16 protein-coding genes and 1 tRNA gene are annotated in these 22,550 nt (G+C 58.9%); 9 read left to right on the top strand and 8 right to left on the bottom strand.

All coding sequences use genetic code 11. From position 1 onward, the window contains the following. Positions 1–523 precede the first annotated feature (523 nt). The 3 genes from ACWUI2_RS10000 to ACWUI2_RS09990 all read right to left on the bottom strand — a co-directional run bounded on the left by ACWUI2_RS10000 (position 524) and on the right by ACWUI2_RS09990 (position 6,130). Positions 524–4,381 carry a CotH kinase family protein gene (locus ACWUI2_RS10000; protein WP_486982713.1) on the bottom strand — a complete coding sequence of 1,286 codons (3,858 nt, stop codon included), beginning with the start codon at positions 4,379–4,381 and terminating at the stop codon, positions 524–526. A gap of 552 nt (positions 4,382–4,933) precedes the next feature. Further along, the gene (locus ACWUI2_RS09995) at positions 4,934–5,137 is read right to left on the bottom strand and encodes a hypothetical protein (RefSeq protein ID WP_486982712.1); all 204 of its coding nucleotides are present in this window, start codon (positions 5,135–5,137) and stop codon (positions 4,934–4,936) included. 919 nt (positions 5,138–6,056) lie between these two features. Then, a tRNA-Gln gene (locus ACWUI2_RS09990) sits at positions 6,057–6,130 on the bottom strand. 180 nt (positions 6,131–6,310) lie between these two features. On the opposite strand from ACWUI2_RS09990, the gene ACWUI2_RS09985 reads away from it, so the two are divergent. Next, positions 6,311–7,510, top strand: a complete 1,200-nt coding sequence (locus ACWUI2_RS09985) for a hypothetical protein (protein WP_486982711.1) — start codon at positions 6,311–6,313, stop codon at positions 7,508–7,510. A gap of 125 nt (positions 7,511–7,635) precedes the next feature. Here the strand turns inward: ACWUI2_RS09985 and ACWUI2_RS09980 are convergent, their stop codons facing one another. The 4 genes from ACWUI2_RS09980 to ligD form a co-directional block, all read right to left on the bottom strand. Next, positions 7,636–8,364 carry a hypothetical protein gene (locus ACWUI2_RS09980; RefSeq protein WP_486982710.1) on the bottom strand — a complete coding sequence of 243 codons (729 nt, stop codon included), beginning with the start codon at positions 8,362–8,364 and terminating at the stop codon, positions 7,636–7,638. A 282-nt stretch (positions 8,365–8,646) separates the two neighbouring features. Beyond that, complete coding sequence (locus ACWUI2_RS09975) at positions 8,647–10,026, bottom strand: sigma-54-dependent transcriptional regulator (protein WP_486982709.1); 1,380 nt, start codon at positions 10,024–10,026, stop codon at positions 8,647–8,649. Continuing rightward, positions 10,023–11,483 (bottom strand): sensor histidine kinase, encoded by a 1,461-nt coding sequence (locus tag ACWUI2_RS09970; protein ID WP_486982708.1) that lies wholly within the window; start codon positions 11,481–11,483, stop codon positions 10,023–10,025. The genes ACWUI2_RS09975 and ACWUI2_RS09970 overlap by 4 nt, the downstream gene beginning before the upstream one ends. Before the next feature lie 48 nt (positions 11,484–11,531). Further along, positions 11,532–12,443, bottom strand: a complete 912-nt coding sequence (gene ligD / locus ACWUI2_RS09965; protein WP_486982707.1) for a non-homologous end-joining DNA ligase — start codon at positions 12,441–12,443, stop codon at positions 11,532–11,534. A gap of 317 nt (positions 12,444–12,760) precedes the next feature. On the opposite strand from ligD, the gene ACWUI2_RS09960 reads away from it, so the two are divergent. The 8 genes from ACWUI2_RS09960 to ACWUI2_RS09925 all read left to right on the top strand — a co-directional run bounded on the left by ACWUI2_RS09960 (position 12,761) and on the right by ACWUI2_RS09925 (position 21,529). Next, the gene (locus ACWUI2_RS09960; protein ID WP_486982706.1) at positions 12,761–14,215 is read left to right on the top strand and encodes a PRC-barrel domain-containing protein; all 1,455 of its coding nucleotides are present in this window, start codon (positions 12,761–12,763) and stop codon (positions 14,213–14,215) included. A 434-nt stretch (positions 14,216–14,649) separates the two neighbouring features. Continuing rightward, the gene (locus ACWUI2_RS09955) at positions 14,650–14,817 is read left to right on the top strand and encodes a DUF1328 domain-containing protein (protein ID WP_486982705.1); all 168 of its coding nucleotides are present in this window, start codon (positions 14,650–14,652) and stop codon (positions 14,815–14,817) included. Positions 14,818–14,918: 101 nt separating this feature from the next. Continuing rightward, positions 14,919–15,305, top strand: a complete 387-nt coding sequence (locus tag ACWUI2_RS09950; RefSeq protein WP_486982704.1) for an ElaB/YgaM/YqjD family protein — start codon at positions 14,919–14,921, stop codon at positions 15,303–15,305. A 136-nt stretch (positions 15,306–15,441) separates the two neighbouring features. Further along, positions 15,442–16,095 carry a response regulator gene (locus ACWUI2_RS09945; RefSeq protein WP_486982703.1) on the top strand — a complete coding sequence of 218 codons (654 nt, stop codon included), beginning with the start codon at positions 15,442–15,444 and terminating at the stop codon, positions 16,093–16,095. 223 nt (positions 16,096–16,318) lie between these two features. After that, positions 16,319–17,713 (top strand): PRC-barrel domain-containing protein, encoded by a 1,395-nt coding sequence (locus ACWUI2_RS09940; RefSeq protein ID WP_486982702.1) that lies wholly within the window; start codon positions 16,319–16,321, stop codon positions 17,711–17,713. A gap of 44 nt (positions 17,714–17,757) precedes the next feature. Continuing rightward, a complete protein-coding gene (locus ACWUI2_RS09935; RefSeq protein ID WP_486982701.1) occupies positions 17,758–17,982 on the top strand; it encodes a hypothetical protein in 225 nt (74 codons plus the stop codon). Positions 17,983–18,264: 282 nt separating this feature from the next. Further along, positions 18,265–19,605: a sigma-54-dependent transcriptional regulator gene (locus ACWUI2_RS09930; RefSeq protein WP_486982700.1), complete on the top strand. Its 1,341-nt coding sequence runs from the start codon at positions 18,265–18,267 to the stop codon at positions 19,603–19,605. Positions 19,606–19,630: 25 nt separating this feature from the next. Continuing rightward, positions 19,631–21,529 (top strand): HAMP domain-containing sensor histidine kinase, encoded by a 1,899-nt coding sequence (locus ACWUI2_RS09925; RefSeq protein ID WP_486982699.1) that lies wholly within the window; start codon positions 19,631–19,633, stop codon positions 21,527–21,529. A 61-nt stretch (positions 21,530–21,590) separates the two neighbouring features. Here ACWUI2_RS09925 and ACWUI2_RS09920 read toward each other — a convergent pair whose 3' ends face one another. Next, positions 21,591–22,493: a helix-turn-helix domain-containing protein gene (locus ACWUI2_RS09920; protein ID WP_486982698.1), complete on the bottom strand. Its 903-nt coding sequence runs from the start codon at positions 22,491–22,493 to the stop codon at positions 21,591–21,593. Positions 22,494–22,550: the final 57 nt, after the last annotated feature.

Raw genomic sequence — 22,550 nt, 5'->3', positions numbered from 1 at the left:
TCCGAAAGGAATACTTGACTTACCGGAACCGGGTGAGACGGTAATTGTGAAAGGGAGGTCTGAGTCACAAACGATAGCACAATTCCTCTTATCCCTTAACGTGGTGGACGATAACCGATCTCGCGCTAAAAATCCTGAAGAAGGTTCGCCTTGTTTCGGATCGACATTACCGATCAGATCAGTCTGTCCCGTTTGCAGGTTGGTCTCCAGCGTTTCCTGAAAAGCATAACGAAATGAGTTTGGGGTTTCAGCCCGCCAGCGACGCTCAGGAAATCCATCTTGGTGCATCTTCTTCAAACTCGTGATGCAATCCCATCGCCGCATCATGGCTCCCGTCATCACCAACCTAATTTACGAGCTAAGTAGAGCCGGCGATGCCTTGTGGTCATTGGTTCCGCCATACTCATGTCCACGGAACTCCAGGCGGTCATACAAAAAGACTTTGTCCAGATGGCGGCGGACGAACGACAAAGTAAACGTAACTACGGCGCAAAATAAAGAAGCATTGGCTGACGCGATTTCCTCACTCGTTCAGAATCACCACCAGTCGGAGAAACCTCCTTCCGTCGGCCCCTGTCACATCAGTTGAATCCACGACTCGCATTCTCTGCCCGTCGTTGTTTTCATGCAGGTGGACGCGTGAGTCATAGAGGATCTCACTCCAGTCGATGAGGTCCCGGGAGGCTTGCACCAGATAAACCAAGTCGGTTTTCAAGGCATCGCGGCGGAAGGATAAGGCCAGCCTCTCGCCGGTCAGTTGCACCTGAGGAAGTGCTTTGCGGCTCAATTCGCCCGCGGAAATCTCCAGGGCGTAACGCAGCAAGTTCGGAATTCCTTCGCCATAAGGATCGGTTCCTGGGGCCGAGAGGTCAGCATCGGCCGGATTCGAGAAAAAGCGCTGTACCCACGCGCCATAACTATCGAAGCTCTCAACTCCGGATGTCACCAGGATCTCACCCAGGCGCAACTGAGCTCGCGGACCGCTCCCGCCACCGAGCGAATAGTATTTCCAACGCAATTGAACATAATCTTGGTTTTCAATTTCAAGCGGCAGGCTTATCGGGCCAATCACCTGCGAGTGCCCGGCCTCCGGATGGCGGACATATTCCACCGGCTGACCTGCGTCGTCCAACAGGTCGATAAAGGCTGCCTCCTCTCCCAAGCGATATTGCAGCCGAATGGCGTAAGGGCGGCTATTGGGAGCGACGGTGCCACCGGTCCACACCACCTGGATGTTCTCCTGATCCAGCGTGTTCAGTGCGAGGATAGCCGATCCTACGAAGCCGGCGTCGGGATGCTCTTGAGCATTGGATGTATTTATGAATGCTATACCTGCCTCGCCCAACCCGTTGATTCGACTGCGGCTGGCGAGGTTGTAAGGAAGTCCCCAGTGCGAATCCATTGGGACGTTTAGCCCTGGATCCTTCTGCTGAGTCTGCTCCAAGATCATATGAGCCGGATAGGTGCCGGCCGCCGCTTGGGAACTCCAATAGCTAAAGCGGAACGGTCCGGCAGAAAGATAATGGGGCGTGGGAATCCAATCCCCCGGTTCCTCCTGGTCCGGTTCAAAGATGGCGGTGAGGGCGACATCCTCATGCAAGGTCAGCCGCAACAGAGGCTCCATTTCTGGACGCCCCTGCCAACCCGCGAAGCGAAAGCCGGGTTTCGGGAGGGCTTCGACCTCGACCGGAATGTCGTGAAAGTAAATACCGGTCCAAGGGTATGGTTGTGAAGGATCTTCCAAGGCCGCGATTTTTTCATCGACGATGAGGGTGTTGATCCGAATCAAACCGGAACGCGCATCACTAACATCCAGCCTCACTTCGCTTATTCCGCTCAGGGAGAAGAACTCGACGATATGCTGGCGTTGAAAATCAGGACGATACCGGCCAAAGTTTCGCATCCGTTCAATGTTCGCTTCCCACTGCTCAACGGACTCGATCCTCTTCCACCGTGGAATATGGCTGGGCATTTCGCTGGCAATCCGATCCTGGTAAATCTCCAGCATGGGCAGCGTGTTACGAGGGTGCAGGGTAGTATTGAGATGGTCGGCGAAGCGAAGAACGAAACGCTCCCCAAACTCCCGACTTCCCAAAAGCGATTCGAACAGAAAGGTTACCCCCGGGTCCCAGCCTTCACCCTCAGTCGCCCAAGTCAGACCATTCCGGTCGTTCCTCGAACGGATCCCCCACCCTCTGTCCGTGTCCCAGAGAATCCAGCGCCAGCGCCCGTCATGTCTGCCCGCGCCGGGTTCGAAGGAGGGGCGGCTTACCCTCCACTGAGCGATGTTGTTTCGGGGCCAGTCCCTGTTGTCGAAGAAGATTTGCGCGCAGTAGTAGTCGATGTAATTATCGACATCCATAAGCGCTTCCACCTGAGCAAAAGTTTCGCCTTCGTTCAGGTCGTTTTGTGCGACGAATTCAAGCAGCCCGAGGTAGTGGTCCATGCTCCCCGACTGAACGACCAGATTGTCTGAAATCATGGTGACCCGATCGAGCGCTTCCTCGGGCACTCCGTGGTGCACGTAAAAAAAAGTATCATCCAGGTTCTCGCGGATATTATGGATCCCCCAATACTCTCCATTGAGAAAAAGAACTGCGGGGCGGTAGGCCCGCACGTCGAGCCCCATCTTGCCGCCAAGGCCGGTCATGAAGCCGTCGCGTAACATGGAGAGGTGATCATCCTGGCCACTGGGGCGCAGCAGAAACCGCTGAAAGCTCGCAGGACCTGAGTCGCCAAAGAATGGATATTCGAAGGAGGAGGTACCGTAGCTATTTCTTGCATACAATCGGAGAGACTTTGCCGGACGATAGCGAGTGGCATTGCCTTGGACTCGCACCCCTGCATCCTGCGAGATCAGAAGCCGGCCATCGTCCTCAAAAAACTCGATATGCACGGGCCTCTCCCACTCGCGGCCGCTTTGCGCATAATTGGAGCTCGACCAGTGAACGCCATCATAAAGGCTTCCTGGCACATAGATGCCGATATCGGGATCGAAGAAATTGGCCGCATCCGTGACCAGCGAGAAAACGGGCAATGAACCTGTAAGGTTCAGCCCGACAAAGAATGTTCGGGAAACGACTTCGCTTGGAATGTAGCCGGGCATGACAGCCATAGCCCGTATGACCGATGCTTTGGGAACGTCAGCATCCAGCGGCTCCTGCCAACCGTGCTCCGGAAGAGTGGTCGGTATGTTTGCGATGAGATTCGGCTCTCCCTCGCGCGATCGAACGAGAATCGGCCCATCCACCCGCTGATCGGAACTGATCCATGGCGGCGCGCCGTCTGTTCTGGCGTAAACGAGGTCGTGACCTTCATCCGGGACAAATGTCAGCTCAAACGAATCCGCATAAAACCCCGCCGCATGAGAAAATCGTGGTGGGGGCGTGACGCCGAGGTAGGCTTCAGAAAGATTTGCTGCTCCTGGCGTCGGCTCTGCGAAGAAAAACCATTGGCGGTCAAAGCCGGCCTTTCGACCGACAGAGATATCTGTGGGGATCTCGCGTGGCGCCATCTCATCTCGCTTGACCCCCTGAGCATCATACAAGGTCAATTCCTCACCCCCTGCCTTGATACTGAAGTTCGTGTGCAGCGAGAGGCCGATGCGCTGAAAACGAACCTTATCCATTTGGAATGTCCCTGCTCCGGCGAGAGCCCAACGAGATGTTCCCGCCGTACTGTGGGACTCATATTCAACCTCGACCTTCTCCCATTCCGGAGAGATCTCCACCTCCCATTCCCCATCATCACCGCCCGCGGAAAATCGCAGGAGAGAGACACCCGCTATAGATCGAACCCAAAAGCTCAGCCGATAACGCTCTCCCACCACATGATCCGGCTTTTCCCGCTGCAGGCTACCCTCTCCCGATTCCGGCAAGTCTGGATCTGTCGCCACAACCTCCACCACGTAGCTTCCGCTGGGAGCGCTTGGAATGTTCCGGACAATTGCTTGATGATTTCCCGAAGCGTTCCATCCACTGGGTGGCGACGCTCCATCTTTATCCTCTTCGAAATCACAATTAATGCCCGGTAAAGGAGTCTCCAGAATCTCCTGCAGTCGGTCCTTTCCCGACGCCCAAATTAGCAGATAGGCGCCTGACCCGACGGTGACCTCTGGAAATCGCCATTTCCAGGGATTTCCATAGCTGTCCGACAACGCCCAACCCGCCAGGTCCACTGGCTGGCTGCCCGCATTGTAGAGTTCGATCCAGTCCTCAAAATCACCGTCTTCGTCGGCAATCGTGGAGCTGTTCGAAGCCATCACCTCATTGATGGAGACATCGCCTTTGAGTGCCACCACGTGGAACGAGAAAAGCAGGCAAAGCGACAGGAGAAGCCTGAAAGGCAGCGCCAACCACAGGGAAAGGACGACGTTGTTCATAAAACTTGGGAGTCACCGGAGAGACCGATGCCGGGAAAGAACAGAATACCAACGCCGGCCCGTAGCAGCAATGGGAAACGGACACTCAGGCAACAAAATGGAAGAATCCCCGATTTTTCGTCTCGCTGCGTCACCGCGCCTCGGAGCGTATTTCTCCCTGGAGGAAGATGCCGACACAGCGTCTGTCCGACTCCGCAGCTCGGTCAAAAGACACTTCAGAAAGTTTCCCCATCGGCCTCTTCCTTCAAGACGAACTGGTCGCTATTGGTGAGCACCTCCTGTCTCATGGGCACCGATCGCGATGCCTATGTTAATTGAGATCCGGGTGAAGGCATTGTGGCTGGTGAATGGCGTCAAATGCGGACGCAATCGCACTGGGCCAAGCAGGAATATCCGCTGGCGGAAACCGGTGATTTGGTGATGGGGGGGTGGAGCGGCGGGGTCAGTTGACCCCGACTGAAGGAATGAAAAAGGCGAAGGTCGTCCCCTCTCGTTCTTCATCCTATACTTTTTCGCCCCACGTCGAGGCCGTGTGCCGATTTGTTAGCCCGGTTATCTTCGGCTGCCAACGCGCTTGAATCGCCACATCTTTTTATTTGACGTGACAACTAAATCATCGCCTGCAATCAGTACATCGGTCCAAACGACTGTCACCGGGGTTCCAAATAGCTCCACTCCCTTTCTTATAGAGTCTTGGTCAATGCGAAACCACTTACCAATCGCAACTTCATCACGCTCCAGTCCCCGATAAGTCATGATAAAGTTTTGATTGGAGAGGAACTCCACAGGATACTTACTCCCGACAGGGAGCCATCGTCCAACTATCGGATCTTCAACCGACGATTGACACGCTACAAGAATCAGGAGGCAGGCGATCAAGCTTACGAGCGCACCTTTGCGCATTGGATGCTGGGGACTACGAGTCATAAACCCATCCCTTCCTGAGCCCGTCGGAGAAGAGCCTCGATGCGTAATCCTCCGCCGTTAGCCTCCGAAAGTTACTCTTTCGTTCGACGTCGCCCGCACGCTCAGCCTCCGCGTAGGACCTGACAATCGCATTTCGCTCTCCCGAATGCACACGCATTAGTTTCCGCATGAGGTCACGCTGGTTCATAAATCCACTCTACTCTCGACTGACAGTCGTTCTTAGCGCCCAAAGATTGCCTTTTTTCCCGAAAAGACAATTTCAAAGCTTGGACGGGAGGAGAAAGCTTCGCTCAATTTTTCCCGGAAAAGTGAACTATCAATATAAATCATGAGTTATAAATGGTCACGCGATCCCCGGTTTTCCGGGGAAAAGCAGGGAGTCGGCTGATCCGGGTTGGAACTTTTCTCGTGGGGGATACTTAGCCCACGGACCGGGGCTGGTGGAAGACGAAAGCGTAATTTTTGAGGCGGAGTGGGTTGAATGGGGCGATAAAGGCGTGGGGGGAATCGCTGGCGTGGGGAGTCGATGAATGCGTGGCTTCATCGCTACAAAAGTGACCGCTGACCCTGCACAGGGAGTCGATGAAGGCGTGGCTTCATCGCTACTAAATGACTGCCCGGCATGGATTGACTCGCTGGCGCTCGGGGCTTCGCCCCAACCCTTCGGGTTGCCCATCTCCGCTCGCGGGCTCGCTCCGTCGAACCAAGGTTCTCATCCAAGCCAGCCCGCTGCTTTTGCTCCGCAAAATGGCTGCCCGGCATGGATTCGAACCATGACAAACAGAGTCAGAGTCTGTCGTGCTACCATTACACCACCAGGCAAGAGAGGTCCTTCAAACAAGCCGATTTCACCCGGAAATGGAAGTCCTTTTTTAATTTTTCCTTCTCTATCGGGGAATTCCGGGCGGGCAAAACGTCCCTGCCTCCACCCAAAAAGATCCTCCTTCCCCGGGTCGATTCACGTTGCCAAATACCCGAGTGCGGTTTCACTCAAAATCCGATATGCACCCGCTCAAGCTGCTGCTAACGCTTTCCATCGCGCTCAACGTCGGATTCATCACCCTTCTTCTCCTCTATGCGGCCAGTTCCCCAACGGACCGCGCGGCGGCCGAGCGGACGACCGGCGAAGTCGCCTCTCCGGAAGAAGCCACGCGTCCGGAGGGTGCTGAAATGTCGGCCGCCGCCGCCGAATACCGCCGGTTGCTGCAAACCTTGCGAACCGCCGGTTTGCCGGAAAACGAAATCCGCCGGATTCTTCGCGGGGTCGCCACCAGCGATTGGCGGGATGGCGCCCGCCGCTTGCGCGAGGAACTGCATGGAGACGATTCCTTTTGGACCCCGGCCGGATCGGCCTTCCAGGATGGCGAGGTGCCGGTGGAGTTCAAACGCCAAGCGGTCGAGCTTCGCCGCGAATGGGAAACAGTCGTGACCGACCTGACCGGTGCTTTCCAATGGATCGATCCCTGGACCCAGATCCTCGAACCCAATTTCCCGGATCTTTCCGCCGAACAACGGCGGATCGTCACGATGCTCGAAGAAGATTACCGGCTCTTACGTTTGGAGATCGAAAACCGTTCCCGGTTTGGGGGACAATTACCCGAGGACCGCGAAGCTCTCCGCTTGTTGCAGGAGGAACGACGAGAGGACCTCCGGGCGTACTTGTCCGAGGAAGAACTGGAGGAATACGAATTGAGGAACTCGCAAACCGCCGGAATGCTGCGCCGCGAATTGACCTTTTTCAATCCGACCGAAGAGGAATTCCGCTCCATATTCCGGTTTTGGCGGGATTCCGAGGAGACGTTGCCCGCCGATTTCTGGGAAGCTTTGGAGGGAGACGAAAGTCGTCTGCGTGATATTCTTGGCGAAGATCGGTTCGCCGATTTCCAACGAACCACGGATCCCGATTATCAACAACTGGCCGAACTCGCGGTGCGGCTCGACATTTCCCGCTCCCGGGTCAACGAGGTCTTCGCCCTCCGGGAATTTGTTGAGCAGCAGCAAGTCGCGATCCAGGACGACGACGAGCTCACGTGGGAGGAGCGGCGGGAATCTCTGCAGCTCTTGGCAAGCGAAGCCCGCCGCCTCGTCCGCGAGTCACTCGGATCGACCGCCTCCGATATCTATTTCGCCGGGGGCGGCCGCTGGATCCACCGGATCGAACAAAACCTTGCGGCGATGGGAAGCCCGCCCCTCCCCGAGTGAGCCTCCGGCAAAGTGACGCCGGCGGCGGGCGGCATGACGTTCTTCCCACCGAGGAGGCCGACGGTTCGGATCGAAAAAGGGCCGGCCCTTTCCGGACCGGCCCCCTCGATTGAAGTCTGGCAGAATCAGCGGTTAGCCGCCGGCGCCTGACCCCCTTGCGGATGCCCCTGCCCCTGACCGGGCTGATGCCCCGGTTGCGCCTGGGGTGGAGTTTGGCGTTGCTGCTGGAGTTGGATGAACTCCTGTTGAAGGGCCATGAAATTCTGGGCGAGCTCCATCCGTTCATCAATGATGTCATTCACCTCGGGCTCGACCTCCGCCATGGCGGCGATCAATTCGTGTTGATAGCGTCCGCGGGCTTCCTGCATCTCCGGATCGCTCATGAGCTGACCTTCGATTGGAGCGAGTTGCCGCTTTACCAGAGCATGGCGTTCGAGGAGTTGATCCAATTCCGCCTTTTTCGCGGTGTCCAACTCGTCCGCATTCCCATTGATATCTTCGATCTTCCCCAGGAGCTGCGCGTGCTTTTCAACCTGCTCTTCGAGCCCGGGGGCCCGTTCTTTCGCTTTATCGTTAAAAGCGGTTTCGTAATCGATCAAGAGTTGGCGGACGTCTTCCGACAAAAGAGCCTCCTGATGAATGTCGTTCAATCGGACGGAAATTGTCTCCAGTTCGCCATGCAATTCTTCCAACTGGCTTTGCATTTCGGCCAATTCGGTTTCCGAGACCTGGTTTTGCTCCTGTTGAGGCGGCTGGGCTGGTTGCAAGCTCGGTTGAGCAGGTTGAGCGGAGGCGGTCAGCCCCATGGTCATGACACCACCGGCCAGGAGGAGAGTGAGTTTCGTTCTCTTCATAGTTGTTTTAACTTTTGTTTCAGTTCGTATTCGTTTTCTCCGCACACTTACGAAGGGAGAGACCCTGTCGTGGTTCCTTCGTCAGGAGCGGACGAATTGGCTTTTCGCAAGTCGCATGCCAAGTCGAAGGCAAACGTTCGAAATCGGGCCCGAAGCCGCCTCCCATCAGACCTGAAACCGTGCGTTTCCTATGCACCGAAACGCCTCGGCTACTCGTCGCCCATGTGTCAAATCCGCACATGAGTCGTCCGGTCACATTCCCGCGACCGCTATCCCGCCGCCTCACTCGAGGTAACGGTAGAGCGTCCTTCTGCCCATGCCGAGGACTTCCGCCGTTCGCCGTTTGTTGCCGTCGAGCCGTCGCAACACCGACCGGATGTAGCGTTTCTTCATCTCCTCCAACGTCGGGATTTCACCCCCTTCGAAAAACGAGGGGGATTCGTCCAGTGCGCCGGTCGTCCCGATCTCGGCATTGCGCCTCACCCTTTCAGGGAGATCCTCCGGTTCGATCGGACCGCTCCCGCCGAATGCCACCGCCCGTTTCACGATGTTTTGCAGCTCCCGGACATTTCCCGGAAATGGATACCGTCGCAGCAGATCGATCGCCGGTGCGGAGAACCCGATCCCACCACTGTCATCGACTTTCGAATACAAACCAAAAAACCTCGCGGCAAGTTGCTCGATATCCTCGCCGCGACGACGCAACGGAGGCACTTCGATCTGGAAGGCTTCCAACCGGTAATAAAGATCCTGGCGGAATCCACCGGCCGCCACCTCCTCCTCCAAATCGGTGTTGGTGGCGACCACCACCCGGACATCCACCTCCGTTTCCCGATCCGCGCCAACCGGCCGAATTCTCCCTTCCTGCAACACCCGGAGTAGCTTCGCCTGCATCGACATCGGCAATTCCGTGACTTCGTCCAAAAAGAGAATTCCACCATCCGCTTCGGCAAACAATCCTTTCCGCGCCCGCGCGGCGCCGGTGAACGCCCCGGGCAGGTGCCCGAACAATTCGCTTTCCAGAAGGTTTTCCGGAATACTGGCGCAGTTGACCGGGACAAACGGTCCGGACCGGCGATCGCTTTCCGCGTGCAACGCCTGCGCCACCAGTTCCTTGCCCACTCCACTTTCGCCCAGGATCACCACCGGTCCCTCCGCCCGGCCGATTTGCTGGATTTGCCGATACAGTCTACGCATCGGAGGAGAGTCCCCGATCAAACCATGAAAGGCATCCCCGGTGGTCCATGCTTCGAATCGGCGGACAGTTTGCTTCAACCGGCGCAGCTCCAAAGCCCGTTCCACGGCGATCATCAAATGATCGAGGTCGAGAGGCTTGGTCAGGAAATTGTCCGCGCCTGCCTTCAACGCCTCCACCGCCTGGGGAATCGTGCCGAACGCGGTCACGATCAAAATGGCCGGCGATTCCGGCATTCGCCGGATGTCCCGCAGCAGGGTGATACCGTCCGCGCCCGGCAGACGCAGATCGGTGACAATCAGGTCCGGCCGGCACTTCGCCCAAGTCTCCAACGCTTCCTCGGCGCTGCCGACGGCTTGGACTTCGTATCCGGCGTCCGAGATCTCATCGACCAACATTTCCCGGAGGTTCGGGTCGTCCTCGACCACCAGGATCCGCTCCCGTTTTTTCGTCACTTTCTCCGTCATCCTTCCAAAAGGGGCAGCCGCAACCGGAAAGCGGCGCCGCCGAGTTTCGATTCATCCACGACCACGGTTCCTTCGTTTTCGTCGACAACCTGTTGCACGATGGCCAGACCGAGGCCGCTCCCGTGCTGCGAGGCACGGGTGGTGAAAAACGGCTCAAAGATTCGAGCGCGCAACTCCTCCGGGACGCCTCGCCCATCGTCTTCGACCACGATCTCCGCCCACCCGGCGCGCTCCCGCCAACTCGCCACCACGCGTTGAACGCCGACGGCCTGCCGCGCGTTCCTCAGCAGATTGATGATCGCCAGTTTCATCCGCACCGGATTCACCCGGATGGAGGGCGACGGCTCGCACCCTTCGCATTCGATCGACGGACCGGGCTCGGCTCCGACCACCGCCGCGGCCTGGCGCAACAATTGGTTCACCTTAACCACCCGGGTTTGACTATCGTGCGACCGACCGAATTCCAGGAGCTGCCGCACGATCTGCTCCATCCGTCGAACTTCCCCGCGGATCGCCTCCAAAGTCGTCCGGCAATGGTCGGGCAGATCTTTCGCCCGCAACGCCCTTTGGGCCTTCCCATCGACCACGCTCAACGGCGTCCCCAATTCATGGGCCACCCCGGCGGAGACCTGCCCGATCGCCGCCAGATTCTCTGTCTTTTGCAACCGCCTTTCCAACTCCGCCTCCGAAGCCCGGCGGCGCCGAATCTCGACCTCCGCCTCCTCGATCGAATCAAGCATCCGGTTGAATGAAGCGGCGAGCGCGGCGATCTCCGAAGGCCCCCGGCAGCGGGCGCGATGCCGACGATCCCCCGTTTTCACTTTCCCCATCGCATCCCGGAGATCGACCAGACTCCGCCCGATCGCGCCTTGGTAACCAATGAAAATAATCCCGAGCATTCCCCCCGCCCCCAAAACCAAAAACAGCGCCGCCGCTTCCCGCATCCGACCGACTTGATCGAGCATTTCCCGATGGAGACGAGAGATCTGCAGCAATCCCAGAAACTCGCCTTCCGAACCTGCCAATGGCACGAAATAAGAGTAAACCGGTTCGCCCGCCATTTCCCCATACTCGCCGCCATGATCCTCGCGCGCCACCAGTTCAAACAGGTCGGCCTCGATCATCGCCGGGGCCGCCCCGGGACTGCTGGTTGCCACCATCACTCCCTCGTCGTCATACAGAAACGCACCGTATACCCGCCCGATCTTAAGGACCGCGTCGAGCGAATGCTCCAACGTTCCCTGCCGCCGCCGCTCCAACGCCCGGGCCACGGGAGCCTCCAGACTTCGGGCGATCAACTCGACGTCTTCCTGCATCCGCTGCCGCCCCCACTCTTCCAGCCGACCGAAAACCACCAGCCCGAATCCGACCGCGAAGAGCAACATCGGCACGAACACGAACAGGATCAGACGGACCGGGAGGCTGCACCGTCGAAAAAAACCGATCCAAAACTCCACGCCGCCACCCTACCGAGCTCCCTCCAGTCGCGTCAAACAAACCTTCCCCTACGCCAGCGCCGGCAACGTTTGTTTCAAGCGCAAAACCGGCTCGAACAAATCACCGTATCGCTCGACTCGTTCGATGACCTCCTCCGCTTCAAACACCAAGGCATCCGCGTGCCCCGACCGCACCGCTTCCTCGAGCTCATCCCAGCGGATCGGAGTCGAGACGGTCGGCCGATCCTTCGCCCGCAACGAATAGACTCCGACCGTCGTCTTGTGCCGGTCGTTCTGACTCCAATCGATCAACACCTTGCCCCGCCGCAAATTTTTCGCCATCTTCGAAACCACTTGTTTCGGATGCACCTTCTCCAAGGTCCGCGCGATCGAATGGGCAAACGGTTTCGTCTCATCATAAGTCGTGCGGGTGTTCAACGGCACGTAAACCTGCAACCCCTTCGATCCCGACGTTTTCACAAAACCTTCCAGCCCGAGATGCGTCAGGGCCTCGCGCAGCCAAAGGGCGACCTGACCGCACTCCAAAACCCCGGTTCCCTCCCCGGGATCCAAATCGAAGGCCAACGTGGTCGGCCGGTCGATGTCACTCGCTTTCGAAAGAGAGGGGTGCAATTCGAGGTCCGCCAGGTTCGCCGCCCAGATCAAAGTCTCGATACCGTTCGCCAAACAATAGTCGATCTTTTTCCTGGCGCTTCGCCCCGCGATCGAGGCGGTCTCCACCCACCCGGGCCGATGGGACGGGCATTGCTTTTCATAAAAAAAACCGCCGGTGACCCCGTTGGGATACCGTTTCAAGGTCAAAGGCCGGTCCTTCAGATGCGGCAACACGACCGGAGCGATCCGCCGGTAATAATCAATGACGTCCGCCTTGGTGAATCCAACCTGCGGATACAGAACTTTATCAAGGTTGGAGACTTCCAACGTGCGTCTCCCGATTTTCACCCGTTCCCGGACAGCCATCCCAAAAATTCCCTCCCGATCGCCTTCTTGTCAAACGCGGTCGCCCACGACGACCGGTCGATGGCAAAATGCAAACGCCTCCCCCTTCCGCGCGTGCATTTTGCACCCCCGCGAAAGATCGCCCTTCCGCTCAAAACCACCAGACCAATCAAAACGCATTCCGCATTCCCAAGCGGAATCGGGCGCGATCAACTCACTTTTCGAACGGATTGGCATACGATAAGCTAAAACCCGTCCCGGCTGACCACAGCATACTCAAAATCCTCTCCCACCCGTCGCTCCTATGAGAAGAGCAACAACCGGGAAAAAACATCGATATGATCAAACGCGAAACATTTTTAATTTCTGGAGCGACCGCCGCCCTCAGCCTGGGGTTCGCCGTCGCCCTACCCGCGAGCGTGACCGGAGGGGCCGAGGTCCAGGACCGCGGCGACCAAACCGAAACCCGCCCTTGGGGAGAGGATTTTTCCGAGACCGAACCATCCCGACCCCAAGCCGATGAATTCGGAACTCCGCCTCGGCGGGAAGGGCCGGAGTGGGATGCCCGCCAAGAGCGTGGCGTCGCCCGGCCTACGCCCCCGGCCACCCGTCCGATCGATCCGGGCGCGGCCCCCCGGCAACCCGCCGCCTACGGACGGCCAGGACAAGACCAGGCCGAACAGGATGGCCTCGCCCATCGCCCGGCCACCGATGTGATGAATCGGACGGTGGAGAACCACTTGGGCGAGGAACTGGGACAGATCGACGATATCGTCATCGACGCCAACACCGGGCGAATTGAATTCCTCGCCGTCGGCCCCGGCGAACCCACTCGTATTGTCCCGCCCCAGGCCTTCCGCTCCGACGCGGCGGAAGATCGATTGACTCTGAACATCACGGGAGACCAATGGGAACAAGCCCCGACGATCCGTCGCGATGATCTGGCGAACCTCGCCCAGGACGAAAGCGCTCGCCCGATTCACGAGTTTTACGGAACCGAAGGCGGACCCGCCGACCGGACCGGAGCACGGGCCGCGGCCGGACCTCGCTCACAACAACCGGCCACCACCGGGCGCATCCCCGGCCAACCGGCAGAATCCCGCGCCGAACCAAGCCCGCTCCCCTCGGACCGCGCTGAAGTCCATCCCGACGTCGCCGAAGGCCGTGAATTCGGAGCCCGGGGTGCGAGAGCCGAACACCACGAAGACGAAATGGCCCACGAGCAGGATTGGCAGGAAACCCGTGAATTTGGAGCGCGCCCGGAACGGACCGAAGCCCCCAGGAGACCGGCTTTGCGCAATCCCCGCTTCCACCACAGCCAAAGAGGAGGCGAGCGTGACACGCGTCACGCCGAGACCTTGACTCCGCGGGAGAACGACTCCGGGGAATTCGGCGCCCCCCGCGACCGCGGGCGCGAGTGGCAAGCCCAACGCCTCGGGCAGGAAAACCGGCTTCGGTGGATCGGCGACCTGATCGGCCAGTCCGTCAGCGACCAAGACAACCAACCAGTCGGCCAGATCTCCGATTTCATCCTCGACCTCCGGACGGCCCAGGTGCACCACGCGATTCTTTCGTACGACCAACAGCAATACGCCATCCCCCAGGGGTCGTTTCGCGTCGACGATCAAGATCGGGTGTTCATCCGGACATCCCTCGAAGACCTCCAGCGCTCGCCCCCCTATGAGCAACGGCAGGCCCGGATGCGACCCCACCAGACTTTCCGCTACGATCCGGCGACAACCTCCGAATACGGCGCTCCCGAACCGAGGCGCTATCAACCCAGCCGCCCTTGACGAACGAAGTATGACGGAGAAGACAAACAATTTGGAGGTCGATACGACCTCCGAGGTCAGGAGAGAGGCCAGGGAGAGACGACTGGCTCGCGGGTCGGATTACATGGAGGACCCGACCCGGTAAAGAGCCGGTCATGAGACAAAAGAAGGCGTGGAAGGAGAGAGCCCGCCTTCCGAAAGGGGCGCCTCCCGCAAGGGGGGCGCCTCCTCTTTTCCCCGCGACCCCGCTCGGCGCTCCAGCTGGCAAATTGCATGTCCTCCCCCCGCTTTTTGCACCGTCTCCGACCCACCGAGTCCGCCCAAGCCCGCATAAACACCCGCCCAGGCCTACTGGCACGAAGCATGCTATGGGACAAGGAGATAACGCGGTTCAATCAACACGCAGTTCTTCCGGGCCGGTCTCCGGTCCTTCTTCACACGCGAAAGGAGTCATTATGTTAGGTTATGCCATTACTTTTCTCATCATCGCCATCATCGCGGCCATTCTCGGTTTCGGCGGTGTCGCCGGGACTGCCGCCACCATCGCCCGGGTTTTGTTTTTCATCTTCCTCGTCCTCTTCGTCGTATCGTTGGTTTTCGGACGCAAACCTCCAATCGGTTGACGAGCGTCCCCGGAAAAGCGCCAGGAGTTCCCTGGCAGGGAACTCCGGATACGAACCGAACTACTACTGAACTCTTAACCAAATCCATCAGACGATAACTCATGAAGATACCGACCAAACGAAAGACCGATCCGGAAAAAGTTCTGAAGGCGATCCGCCAGATGATCGAGGAAGTCGAGGAGGCTTATTCGAAACGGGGTGATGACGCACTGGATACGCAGCAGATCTCCGAATTGAAGGACAAAATCCAGGGCGGGCTCAATCGCCTTCGCGAACATTACAGCCAACTCGGAGGACGGGTAAGCGACTACTATTCCGAAGCCGAAAACCGTCTCCGGGGGTATTACGACGAAGTCGAGGACCGCATTCGCCACGGGGCCGAGACGACCGACGAGACCTTGCGAGCCCATCCCTACCAAATGGCCACGATCACATTTGGGTTAGGCATCGTCGTCGGTGCCCTGTTGCGCATGGGACGCTCGGACTAAGCCCACACCCGCGTTCGCCATCGATCCGGAGGGGAGCAAGCCGCCCGCGGCACTCCCCCCGCCGATGGCGATTTCACGTCCGGCCGCGACCCGCGGCGGATCACTTCCACGGATTCGTCCGATCCCAATCGCACACATGAACAACCACGGCAAGATCAAGATCTTTTTCTTCGAGGTCCATCCGCTCATGATCCTGGGCGTAAAGGCATTGATCGAAAAGGACGAAAACCTCGAGCTCTGCGGCCATACCAACAAACACGAAACGCTGATTGATGACGCCGGCTCGGCCGCCGCCGACGTAGTCATTCTCGACCTCCCCCTCTACGCTCCGAACAACCTGGATTTCATCCGCAAGGTTCGACGGGCCCTTCCCGACATCGCCCTCGTAGTCCTGTCAGTGCACGCCGAAGCCGATTATGCCACTAAGGCCCAGGACGCAGGGGCCGATGGATACGTCCTGAAATCGGAAGAACCGGAGCATGTTCTTCAAGCGGTTCGAGCCGCCGCCAACGGCGAAAAATACATCAGCCCGAAAGTTCGGCGGCCCGGCCAGGCGGTCCGTCCCCCCAGCGATTCGCCCATCAATCTACTTTCGGAGGAAGAATTCCGGATCCTCCAACTGGTCGGCAAAGGCCGCACCAATCGCCAGATCGCCGAAGAACTCGACTCCCCGGCGAAGGATATCGAAAGGAGGACCGAGACCATTCAAGATAAACTCGGCCTCTCCAACCCCGTGGAACTCCTCCAGTTCGCTTTCCATTGGGTCCATCATGAAGGCGGTTTCTCCTGACCTCCCCCGAATGCATATTGCATCCGCCCTCCTCCAACAGTTTGCAACCTGCACGCCAGACCACGCAAACACGAAAAACTTAAAGCACTGAAATACAGCAAGTTAATGTAATTAAACCTGATTGGCACGCGCAATGCTTTAAACCAATCCGAAACAGTAATCTCCCGGCCGGATGCGAATTCAGGCCTGGATCAACCCAATGATTCAAACGAAAGCATCAAGTATGAAAACACCAAAGTTAATGATCACAGCAGGGGCCTTGAGCGTCTTCAGCTTTAGCCTGTTGACCGCCGAAACGGTGGACCAGGACCGCGTCGACCTCCAGGAAAACCAGCAGCAGGAAGAATACGGCGCCGCGGACCACCGCGACGACCAACGTGCCCAAGCAGGCGAACGCGAGTTCGAAGGCGTCCGCGCCAGCGAAATTCAGGGGAGCCGCGTGGTGAACGCCGACGGCGACCGGCTCGGCACCGTGCAGGATCTCACCGTCCAACTCGAAGATGGCAGCTTCTCCTACGCGATCGTCGCGGCCGGAGGATTCCTCGGAATCGGAGGCGACTTGCGTCCCGTTCCTCCCGGCGCCTTCCAAGTCCGGGACATCACTCTCGGACACGAAGTCGTTCTCGACATGAGCCGCGACGAGTGGGACCAAGCTCCGCGCATCGACCGCGACCGGCTCCACGAGCTGACCGATGAAAACGCCGGACGGGAGATCTACGAGTTCTACGGCCAGGACTGGGAAGGCCGCCAACAGGATCGCCGCGAATTCGCCGGTGCCGACCGCGACCGCCAGGAGCAGGCCGACGAAGCCGACGAGCAAGTCCGCCGTGATGAAGATCTGGATACGGAAATCGACGACGACCAGACCGACTACGGCGCGCCTCGCCGCGACCGCGAATTGCACGAACAACAACAACAGCCCGGCATGCAACGGGGCGAAGCGACCGACCGGGACCGGGAAGGAGACCGCGCCGAATTGACCCGTGATCGTGAACAGGATCGCGGCGGCCGCCTCTTTGGATCGGACGACCTGAAACCGGCCGACCAAATCAACCTCTCGAGCGACTTGCTGAACGCGCGGATCGAGAACGAGCAAGGTGAAAGAATCGGGGAACTCACCGACTTCATCATCGACCTCGAAGACGGAACGATCGCCTTCGCGATCGTCACCGCCGAAGAAGGAGGCGTGCTCGCCCGCGACGACCAGGAATATGCGATCTCGCCGAAGGCGTTCGAGATCCGCGACAACCGTCTGGTCCTGAATGTCTCGCAAGACGACTTCCGCGAAGCGGAACCACTCTCGCGCGACCGGATGCAAGCCCAGATCGACGAGCAAGGACAAACCGGAGCCGATGACGCCCGGCAGTCTCCACAACTCTTCCGTTACAGCGATCGCGACACCAGCCCCGGAGTGTTCGGTGCCCCGGGCCGCGACCGCGACGACGATCAAACTGAGCAACAGGATCAGCAAGAGGTCGACCAGGAGGAGCAACCCGCCGCGCAAACCCAGGAGCCCGCGCTGGAACCTGATCTGCGGGACGACGATTACCGCCGGATGGGGCAACCGCATGAACCCGGCCAACCCGGCATGACCGGACGCCAGTTCGAAAACCGGTAACCGCAGGTCCGAATCGAAACGATTATCAACCAACGAAAAAAACGATGAACATCAATCGATCGAAGAACAAACGGTGGCTGGCCACCGCTGCGGCTGTATCCAGCTCAATCTTCCTCTTCGCCGCCTGCGAACCGCGGGACGATCAACAAGTGGAAGGTCCGGCCGAGGAAACACCGACCTACGGCGCCCCCGACCGCGACACCACCGCTCCGGCCGACACCGAGACCGGCGCAGGCCAGGATCAAGGTCAGGAACAGGATCAATGGTAACGCCGTAACCCGGCAATCACCTGGGCGCGCCGCCATTCCCGACCAGAGGGGGCGGCGCGTTCCGCCGTACGGAATGCCCCACCGAACAACCCGGAGTTCGGGCCCGGGCAATTCCTGAAACGGCGCATCGGGATTCGCACCATTCAAAGGCGGTTCATCAGAACCGCCTTTTCCCGTATCGGGATTTGGGATAACATTTCCCTCCAAAGCCGAATGGAAGGTCGCCATTCGAAGGCGTCCACCTTCGACGGCGAAAACTTTCCGACCGCGCTGAAAAACGCCATGCGAATTCTCATCATAGACGACGAAGCCAACATCCGCCGCACCACCGCGATGGTTCTCGAAACACAGGGGCACGAAGTGATTGAGGCTCCTGACTCCACCCGCGCCCGCCGCATGGTGGAAAAACATAATTTCGACGTGGCGTTTCTCGACCTGAAACTCGGCGCCGAAAACGGACTCGATTTACTCCCCGAACTCCTGAAAATCGAACCCCGCCTGCTAGTCGTTGTTTTCACCGCCTACGCCTCCCTGGAAACCGCCATTCAAGCGATCAAAAACGGGGCTTATGACTACATCGCCAAACCGTTCACCCCCGAGCAGATCCGCCAGGTCTTCCGCAAAATCGAAAACACCCGTCGCCTCGAAACCCGGGTGGCCGAACTCGAAGCCCGCATCTCCGATTCTTCCCCGGCCGTCGATTTCCAAACCACCGAACCGGCGATGAAACGGCTGCAAAACCTCGCCTTGAAGGCCGCCGAAACTCCGGCCACCATCCTCATCCTTGGCGAAAGCGGCACCGGAAAAAGTATCCTCGCCCGCGCCATCCACCAAAACAGCCCCCGCAGGGAGAACGCCTTTGTCACCGTCAATTGCCCCAGCCTTTCCCGGGAGTTGCTCGAAAGTGAAATGTTCGGCCACGTCAAAGGAGCCTACACCGGCGCGGTGGGAGACACTTGGGGAAAGGTCGCCGTGGCCGACGGCGGCACGTTGTTTCTCGACGAAATCGGAGAAATGCCGATCGAGATCCAACCGAAACTCCTCCGCCTTCTCCAGGAGAAAGAATACGAACGGGTCGGCGATCCGAAACCGCGGCGGGCCAATGTCCGGGTCATCGCCGCCACCAACCGCAAACTCGAACAGGCGATCAAAGACGGCGTCTTCCGCGAGGATCTCTATTATCGGCTCAACGTCATCACCCTCGAAATCCCTCCCTTGCGCCAACGGATGGGCGATCTCCCCCACATCGCCGAAAACCAGCTTCGTTTCTTCTCGGCCCAACTCGGCAAAAAAATCGTCGGCTTCAGCGACGATGCCGCCGCGGCCTTGCGCGGATATTCGTTTCCCGGAAACCTCCGCGAACTAGCGAACGCGATCGAACGGGCGGTCATCCTTTCCAACGGCCCGTTGATCGAAATCGACGACTTGCCCGATCACATGCGCGGCAAAGAGGCCTCCAGCGTCGACCTCGGCGCCTTGGTCTCGCTCGATGAATTGGAAAAGGAACACATCAAACGGATCCTCGACAAAACCACCAGTCTCGAACAGGCGGCCCACGTCCTCGGGATTGATCCGGCCACCCTCTACCGCAAACGCAAGAAGTTGAAATTAATGACTTCATAACCGGGGCCCCCACCCGCCTCCGGAGATGCCTATTTCCCCCCACCCAGTCCACCTGCTCCGGCGCGCTTGGCAAAGAATTCCGTTCGCCGACTCCAGCCAACTCATCCGCCCCCGAGTCCTCGCGGCACTCTGCTTCCTTGCCTTCCTTTTCCTCATCGCCGGATTAGCCTCCCTCCGGCTCACCAACCACGCCGAACAAGCTGTCGCCACTCAACACGAGGAGCATTACCCCACCGTCGTCGCACTCGAGAAAATCAAACAAGCGGCGGGCCGCCTCACCGGAGCGGTCGTCATGCAACTGGCCGGTCGCGAAGCCGAAGGTTATGCCATCTTCCACCAAAACGCCGAGATCCTCACCGAGAACCTGAACCTCCTCGCCAACCTCCCCCCATCTCCGCAACGCGACCCCTACCTCGCCCGCCTCCGGGAGCAGGTCAACGTCCTTCTCTCCGAAAGCGAACGGCTCATCGGCCAGGGAGATCCACGCACGTCCGCCGCCGCGGGCTACTCCCAATTACTCACGTCCCGCGTGATGGAGATCGGCGAAACCACCGACCGAATCATCACCGCCCAACGGTTCGCGATGTCCAACACCCTTCTCTCCCTCCGGCAACAGGGGCACCGCGCCACCATGCTTTGGTGGCTCGGAATGGCCCTCGGAGGCGGCGCATGCGTGCTAGGCTACTTCTACCTCCGCCAACGGATCTTCCTGCCCGCCGATGCCCTCACCCGGGCCATTCACATGGTTGGCGACGGCGAACTCGATCAAATGGTCCCGGTGACTTCGGCCGACGAAATGGGTCGTCTCTCCCTGGCCTTCAATCAGATGACCAACCAGCTTCGCGCGACCCGAAAAGGGACCACCGAACAGATGATGCGCCTTCACCGGACGATGGAAACCACCCTCGCCTCCTTCCCCAACGCCTTCTTCGTCCTCGGCAAAGACCGCAATATCGAACTGCGTAATCCCGCCGCCGACAAACTCGCCGTCCAACTCTTTCTAGAAGGACAGGCCAAACTCCCGCCGGTGATCTACGAACACATCGACCGCGTCCTGGAAACCCGTCAAAACTACCTCCCCGGCAACCTGAAAGACGCCCTCAACCTCCGCATCGACAACGAAGACAAATTTTTCCTGCCCCGCGTCCTCCTCCTTCTCGACGAACGGGGTGACACGTTCGGCGTCGCCGTGGTCCTTGAAGACGTCACCCACCAACGTCTCCTCGACGACGTCAAAACCAATCTTCTTTCCACCGTCAGCCACGAACTGAAAACGCCTCTGACCAGCGTGCGGATGGCGCTCCATCTCCTCGTCGACGAATCGGTCGGCCCGCTGAACCCGCCCCAACTTGAACTTCTCTCCACCGCCAAAGAAGATTCCGAGCGGCTCCTGCGGACCTTGAACAATCTCCTCGACCTCACCCGCCTCGAAGAAGCGGAACCCCAACTCGAACTGGGTAAACGATCCGCCGACGAAATCATCCGCGCGGTGGCCGCGATGGTTCAGGAAGGCCTCGAAAACCAAGGATTGCACCTGGTCATCGAAGCCGACGACGATCTCCCCTCGCTCGAAGTCGACATGGAGAAACTCAAACACATCTTCTCCAATTTCGTCACCAACGCCCTCAAACACTCGCCACCCGGCGGCAAAGTGACCATCCGGGTCCGTCATGTAGTGGACGACCAAATACGATTCAGCGTCATTGACGAAGGCCCCGGCATTCCGAAGGAACACCAGGAACGGATTTTCGAAAAATTCTACCGGGTCCCGGGTCAATCCCGCACCGGAGCCGGCCTAGGCCTCTCGATCGCCCGGGAACTCGCCCTTCTTCACCGCGGCAGCATCGGCGTCATTTCCGAACCCGGCAAAGGCGCCGAGTTCTTCCTCGACCTTCCCGCCCTCCCGCAAGAAAGCGTTTTGTAAGGCAAGCTTCCCGTGACACAGACATTCCTGTCTGTCTCTGAAACTTGGTGTCGAATCATCCTCAGCCGTCCCGCTTTCCTCGCCGGAAACTCGACGGCGTCTCTCCGGTAATCGCCACAAACCGGCGATTAAAATGGGAGATGCTTTGAAACCCGCAGGCCAAGGCAATTTCAGTGACCGGTTGGCGGGTGGTTCGCAGCAACTCGCCCGCCCGTTCCACGCGGATCCGCGTCAGATAATCGACGAAGCGCACCCCGGTGTTTTTATGAAACAACGTGCAAAAATGCTCCCGGCTCATCCCCGCCTGCTCCGCCAAAAGAGTCAGTGAAATCGGCTCCGGATAATGGTTGCGGATGTAGTTGCAGGCCTTGCGGACCGGAGGCGCCAATTGATCTACCGGGGGAAGCAAATGTTCTTCCAATTGTCCCGCCAAACCGGATACAGACCATTCCAACACCCGGATCGCCGAGGCGAAATCCTCTTCCGTCAATATCGTCGCCGAGCCCACCAATGCCTCCAGGTCCGCCGCCACCACTTTCTGCCCCACTCTCTCCAAGGCATGCCGCCACCGGTTGAGGCTCCGTTGGTCCCAGCCCTGCGTCGCCACCTGGCCGATCAACAAATAACCGAAAATCTCACCGCCAATGCGCAACGGAATCGAGACTTCCCGCAGTCCCGCGACACAGACCGCCCCGCACGAGCGCCCGGGCATCTTTTTCTCTCCCGGCAACAAAACTCCCTCCTGAATCGTTTGCCCACACAAACGCCCCCGGTCCCGGTCCTCGCGCATCCAGACACAAACCGCCGGCGCCGGGGCAGATCCTTCGATCGCCACTTCGACCCCGAGCGGCGTCGCGAAGCGGACCGGCACCCCCGTGGCCATCGAAAAGTCACGCAGGTAAGCCTCCACTTTGGAGGTCTTCAACAACCGCTCGGCCAAGGCTTGCCGGATGATTCTAGGCATGGTTTTCAGAGCTAATCCCCGGGCAAACGCAGCGTCAAACGCTACTTGCCTTTTTTT

Source organism: Verruconatronum alginivorum (assembly GCF_056590205.1).
The sequence above is the reverse complement of the archived record's forward strand: the minus strand, read 5'-3'. Positions and strand labels throughout refer to the sequence as shown.

Coding starts and splice junctions, on each gene's coding strand:
- ACWUI2_RS09995 (WP_486982712.1), bottom strand. CDS start 5,137: ATGACTTATCGGGGACTGGAGCGTGATGAAGTTGCGATTGGTAAGTGG.
- ACWUI2_RS09950 (WP_486982704.1), top strand. CDS start 14,919: ATGAAGATACCGACCAAACGAAAGACCGATCCGGAAAAAGTTCTGAAG.
- ACWUI2_RS09975 (WP_486982709.1), bottom strand. CDS start 10,026: ATGACGGAGAAAGTGACGAAAAAACGGGAGCGGATCCTGGTGGTCGAG.
- ACWUI2_RS09955 (WP_486982705.1), top strand. CDS start 14,650: ATGTTAGGTTATGCCATTACTTTTCTCATCATCGCCATCATCGCGGCC.
- ACWUI2_RS09940 (WP_486982702.1), top strand. CDS start 16,319: ATGAAAACACCAAAGTTAATGATCACAGCAGGGGCCTTGAGCGTCTTC.
- ACWUI2_RS09935 (WP_486982701.1), top strand. CDS start 17,758: ATGAACATCAATCGATCGAAGAACAAACGGTGGCTGGCCACCGCTGCG.
- ACWUI2_RS09920 (WP_486982698.1), bottom strand. CDS start 22,493: ATGCCTAGAATCATCCGGCAAGCCTTGGCCGAGCGGTTGTTGAAGACC.
- ACWUI2_RS10000 (WP_486982713.1), bottom strand. CDS start 4,381: ATGAACAACGTCGTCCTTTCCCTGTGGTTGGCGCTGCCTTTCAGGCTT.
- ACWUI2_RS09925 (WP_486982699.1), top strand. CDS start 19,631: ATGCCTATTTCCCCCCACCCAGTCCACCTGCTCCGGCGCGCTTGGCAA.
- ACWUI2_RS09985 (WP_486982711.1), top strand. CDS start 6,311: ATGCACCCGCTCAAGCTGCTGCTAACGCTTTCCATCGCGCTCAACGTC.
- ACWUI2_RS09930 (WP_486982700.1), top strand. CDS start 18,265: ATGCGAATTCTCATCATAGACGACGAAGCCAACATCCGCCGCACCACC.
- ligD (WP_486982707.1), bottom strand. CDS start 12,443: ATGGCTGTCCGGGAACGGGTGAAAATCGGGAGACGCACGTTGGAAGTC.
- ACWUI2_RS09945 (WP_486982703.1), top strand. CDS start 15,442: ATGAACAACCACGGCAAGATCAAGATCTTTTTCTTCGAGGTCCATCCG.
- ACWUI2_RS09960 (WP_486982706.1), top strand. CDS start 12,761: ATGATCAAACGCGAAACATTTTTAATTTCTGGAGCGACCGCCGCCCTC.
- ACWUI2_RS09980 (WP_486982710.1), bottom strand. CDS start 8,364: ATGAAGAGAACGAAACTCACTCTCCTCCTGGCCGGTGGTGTCATGACC.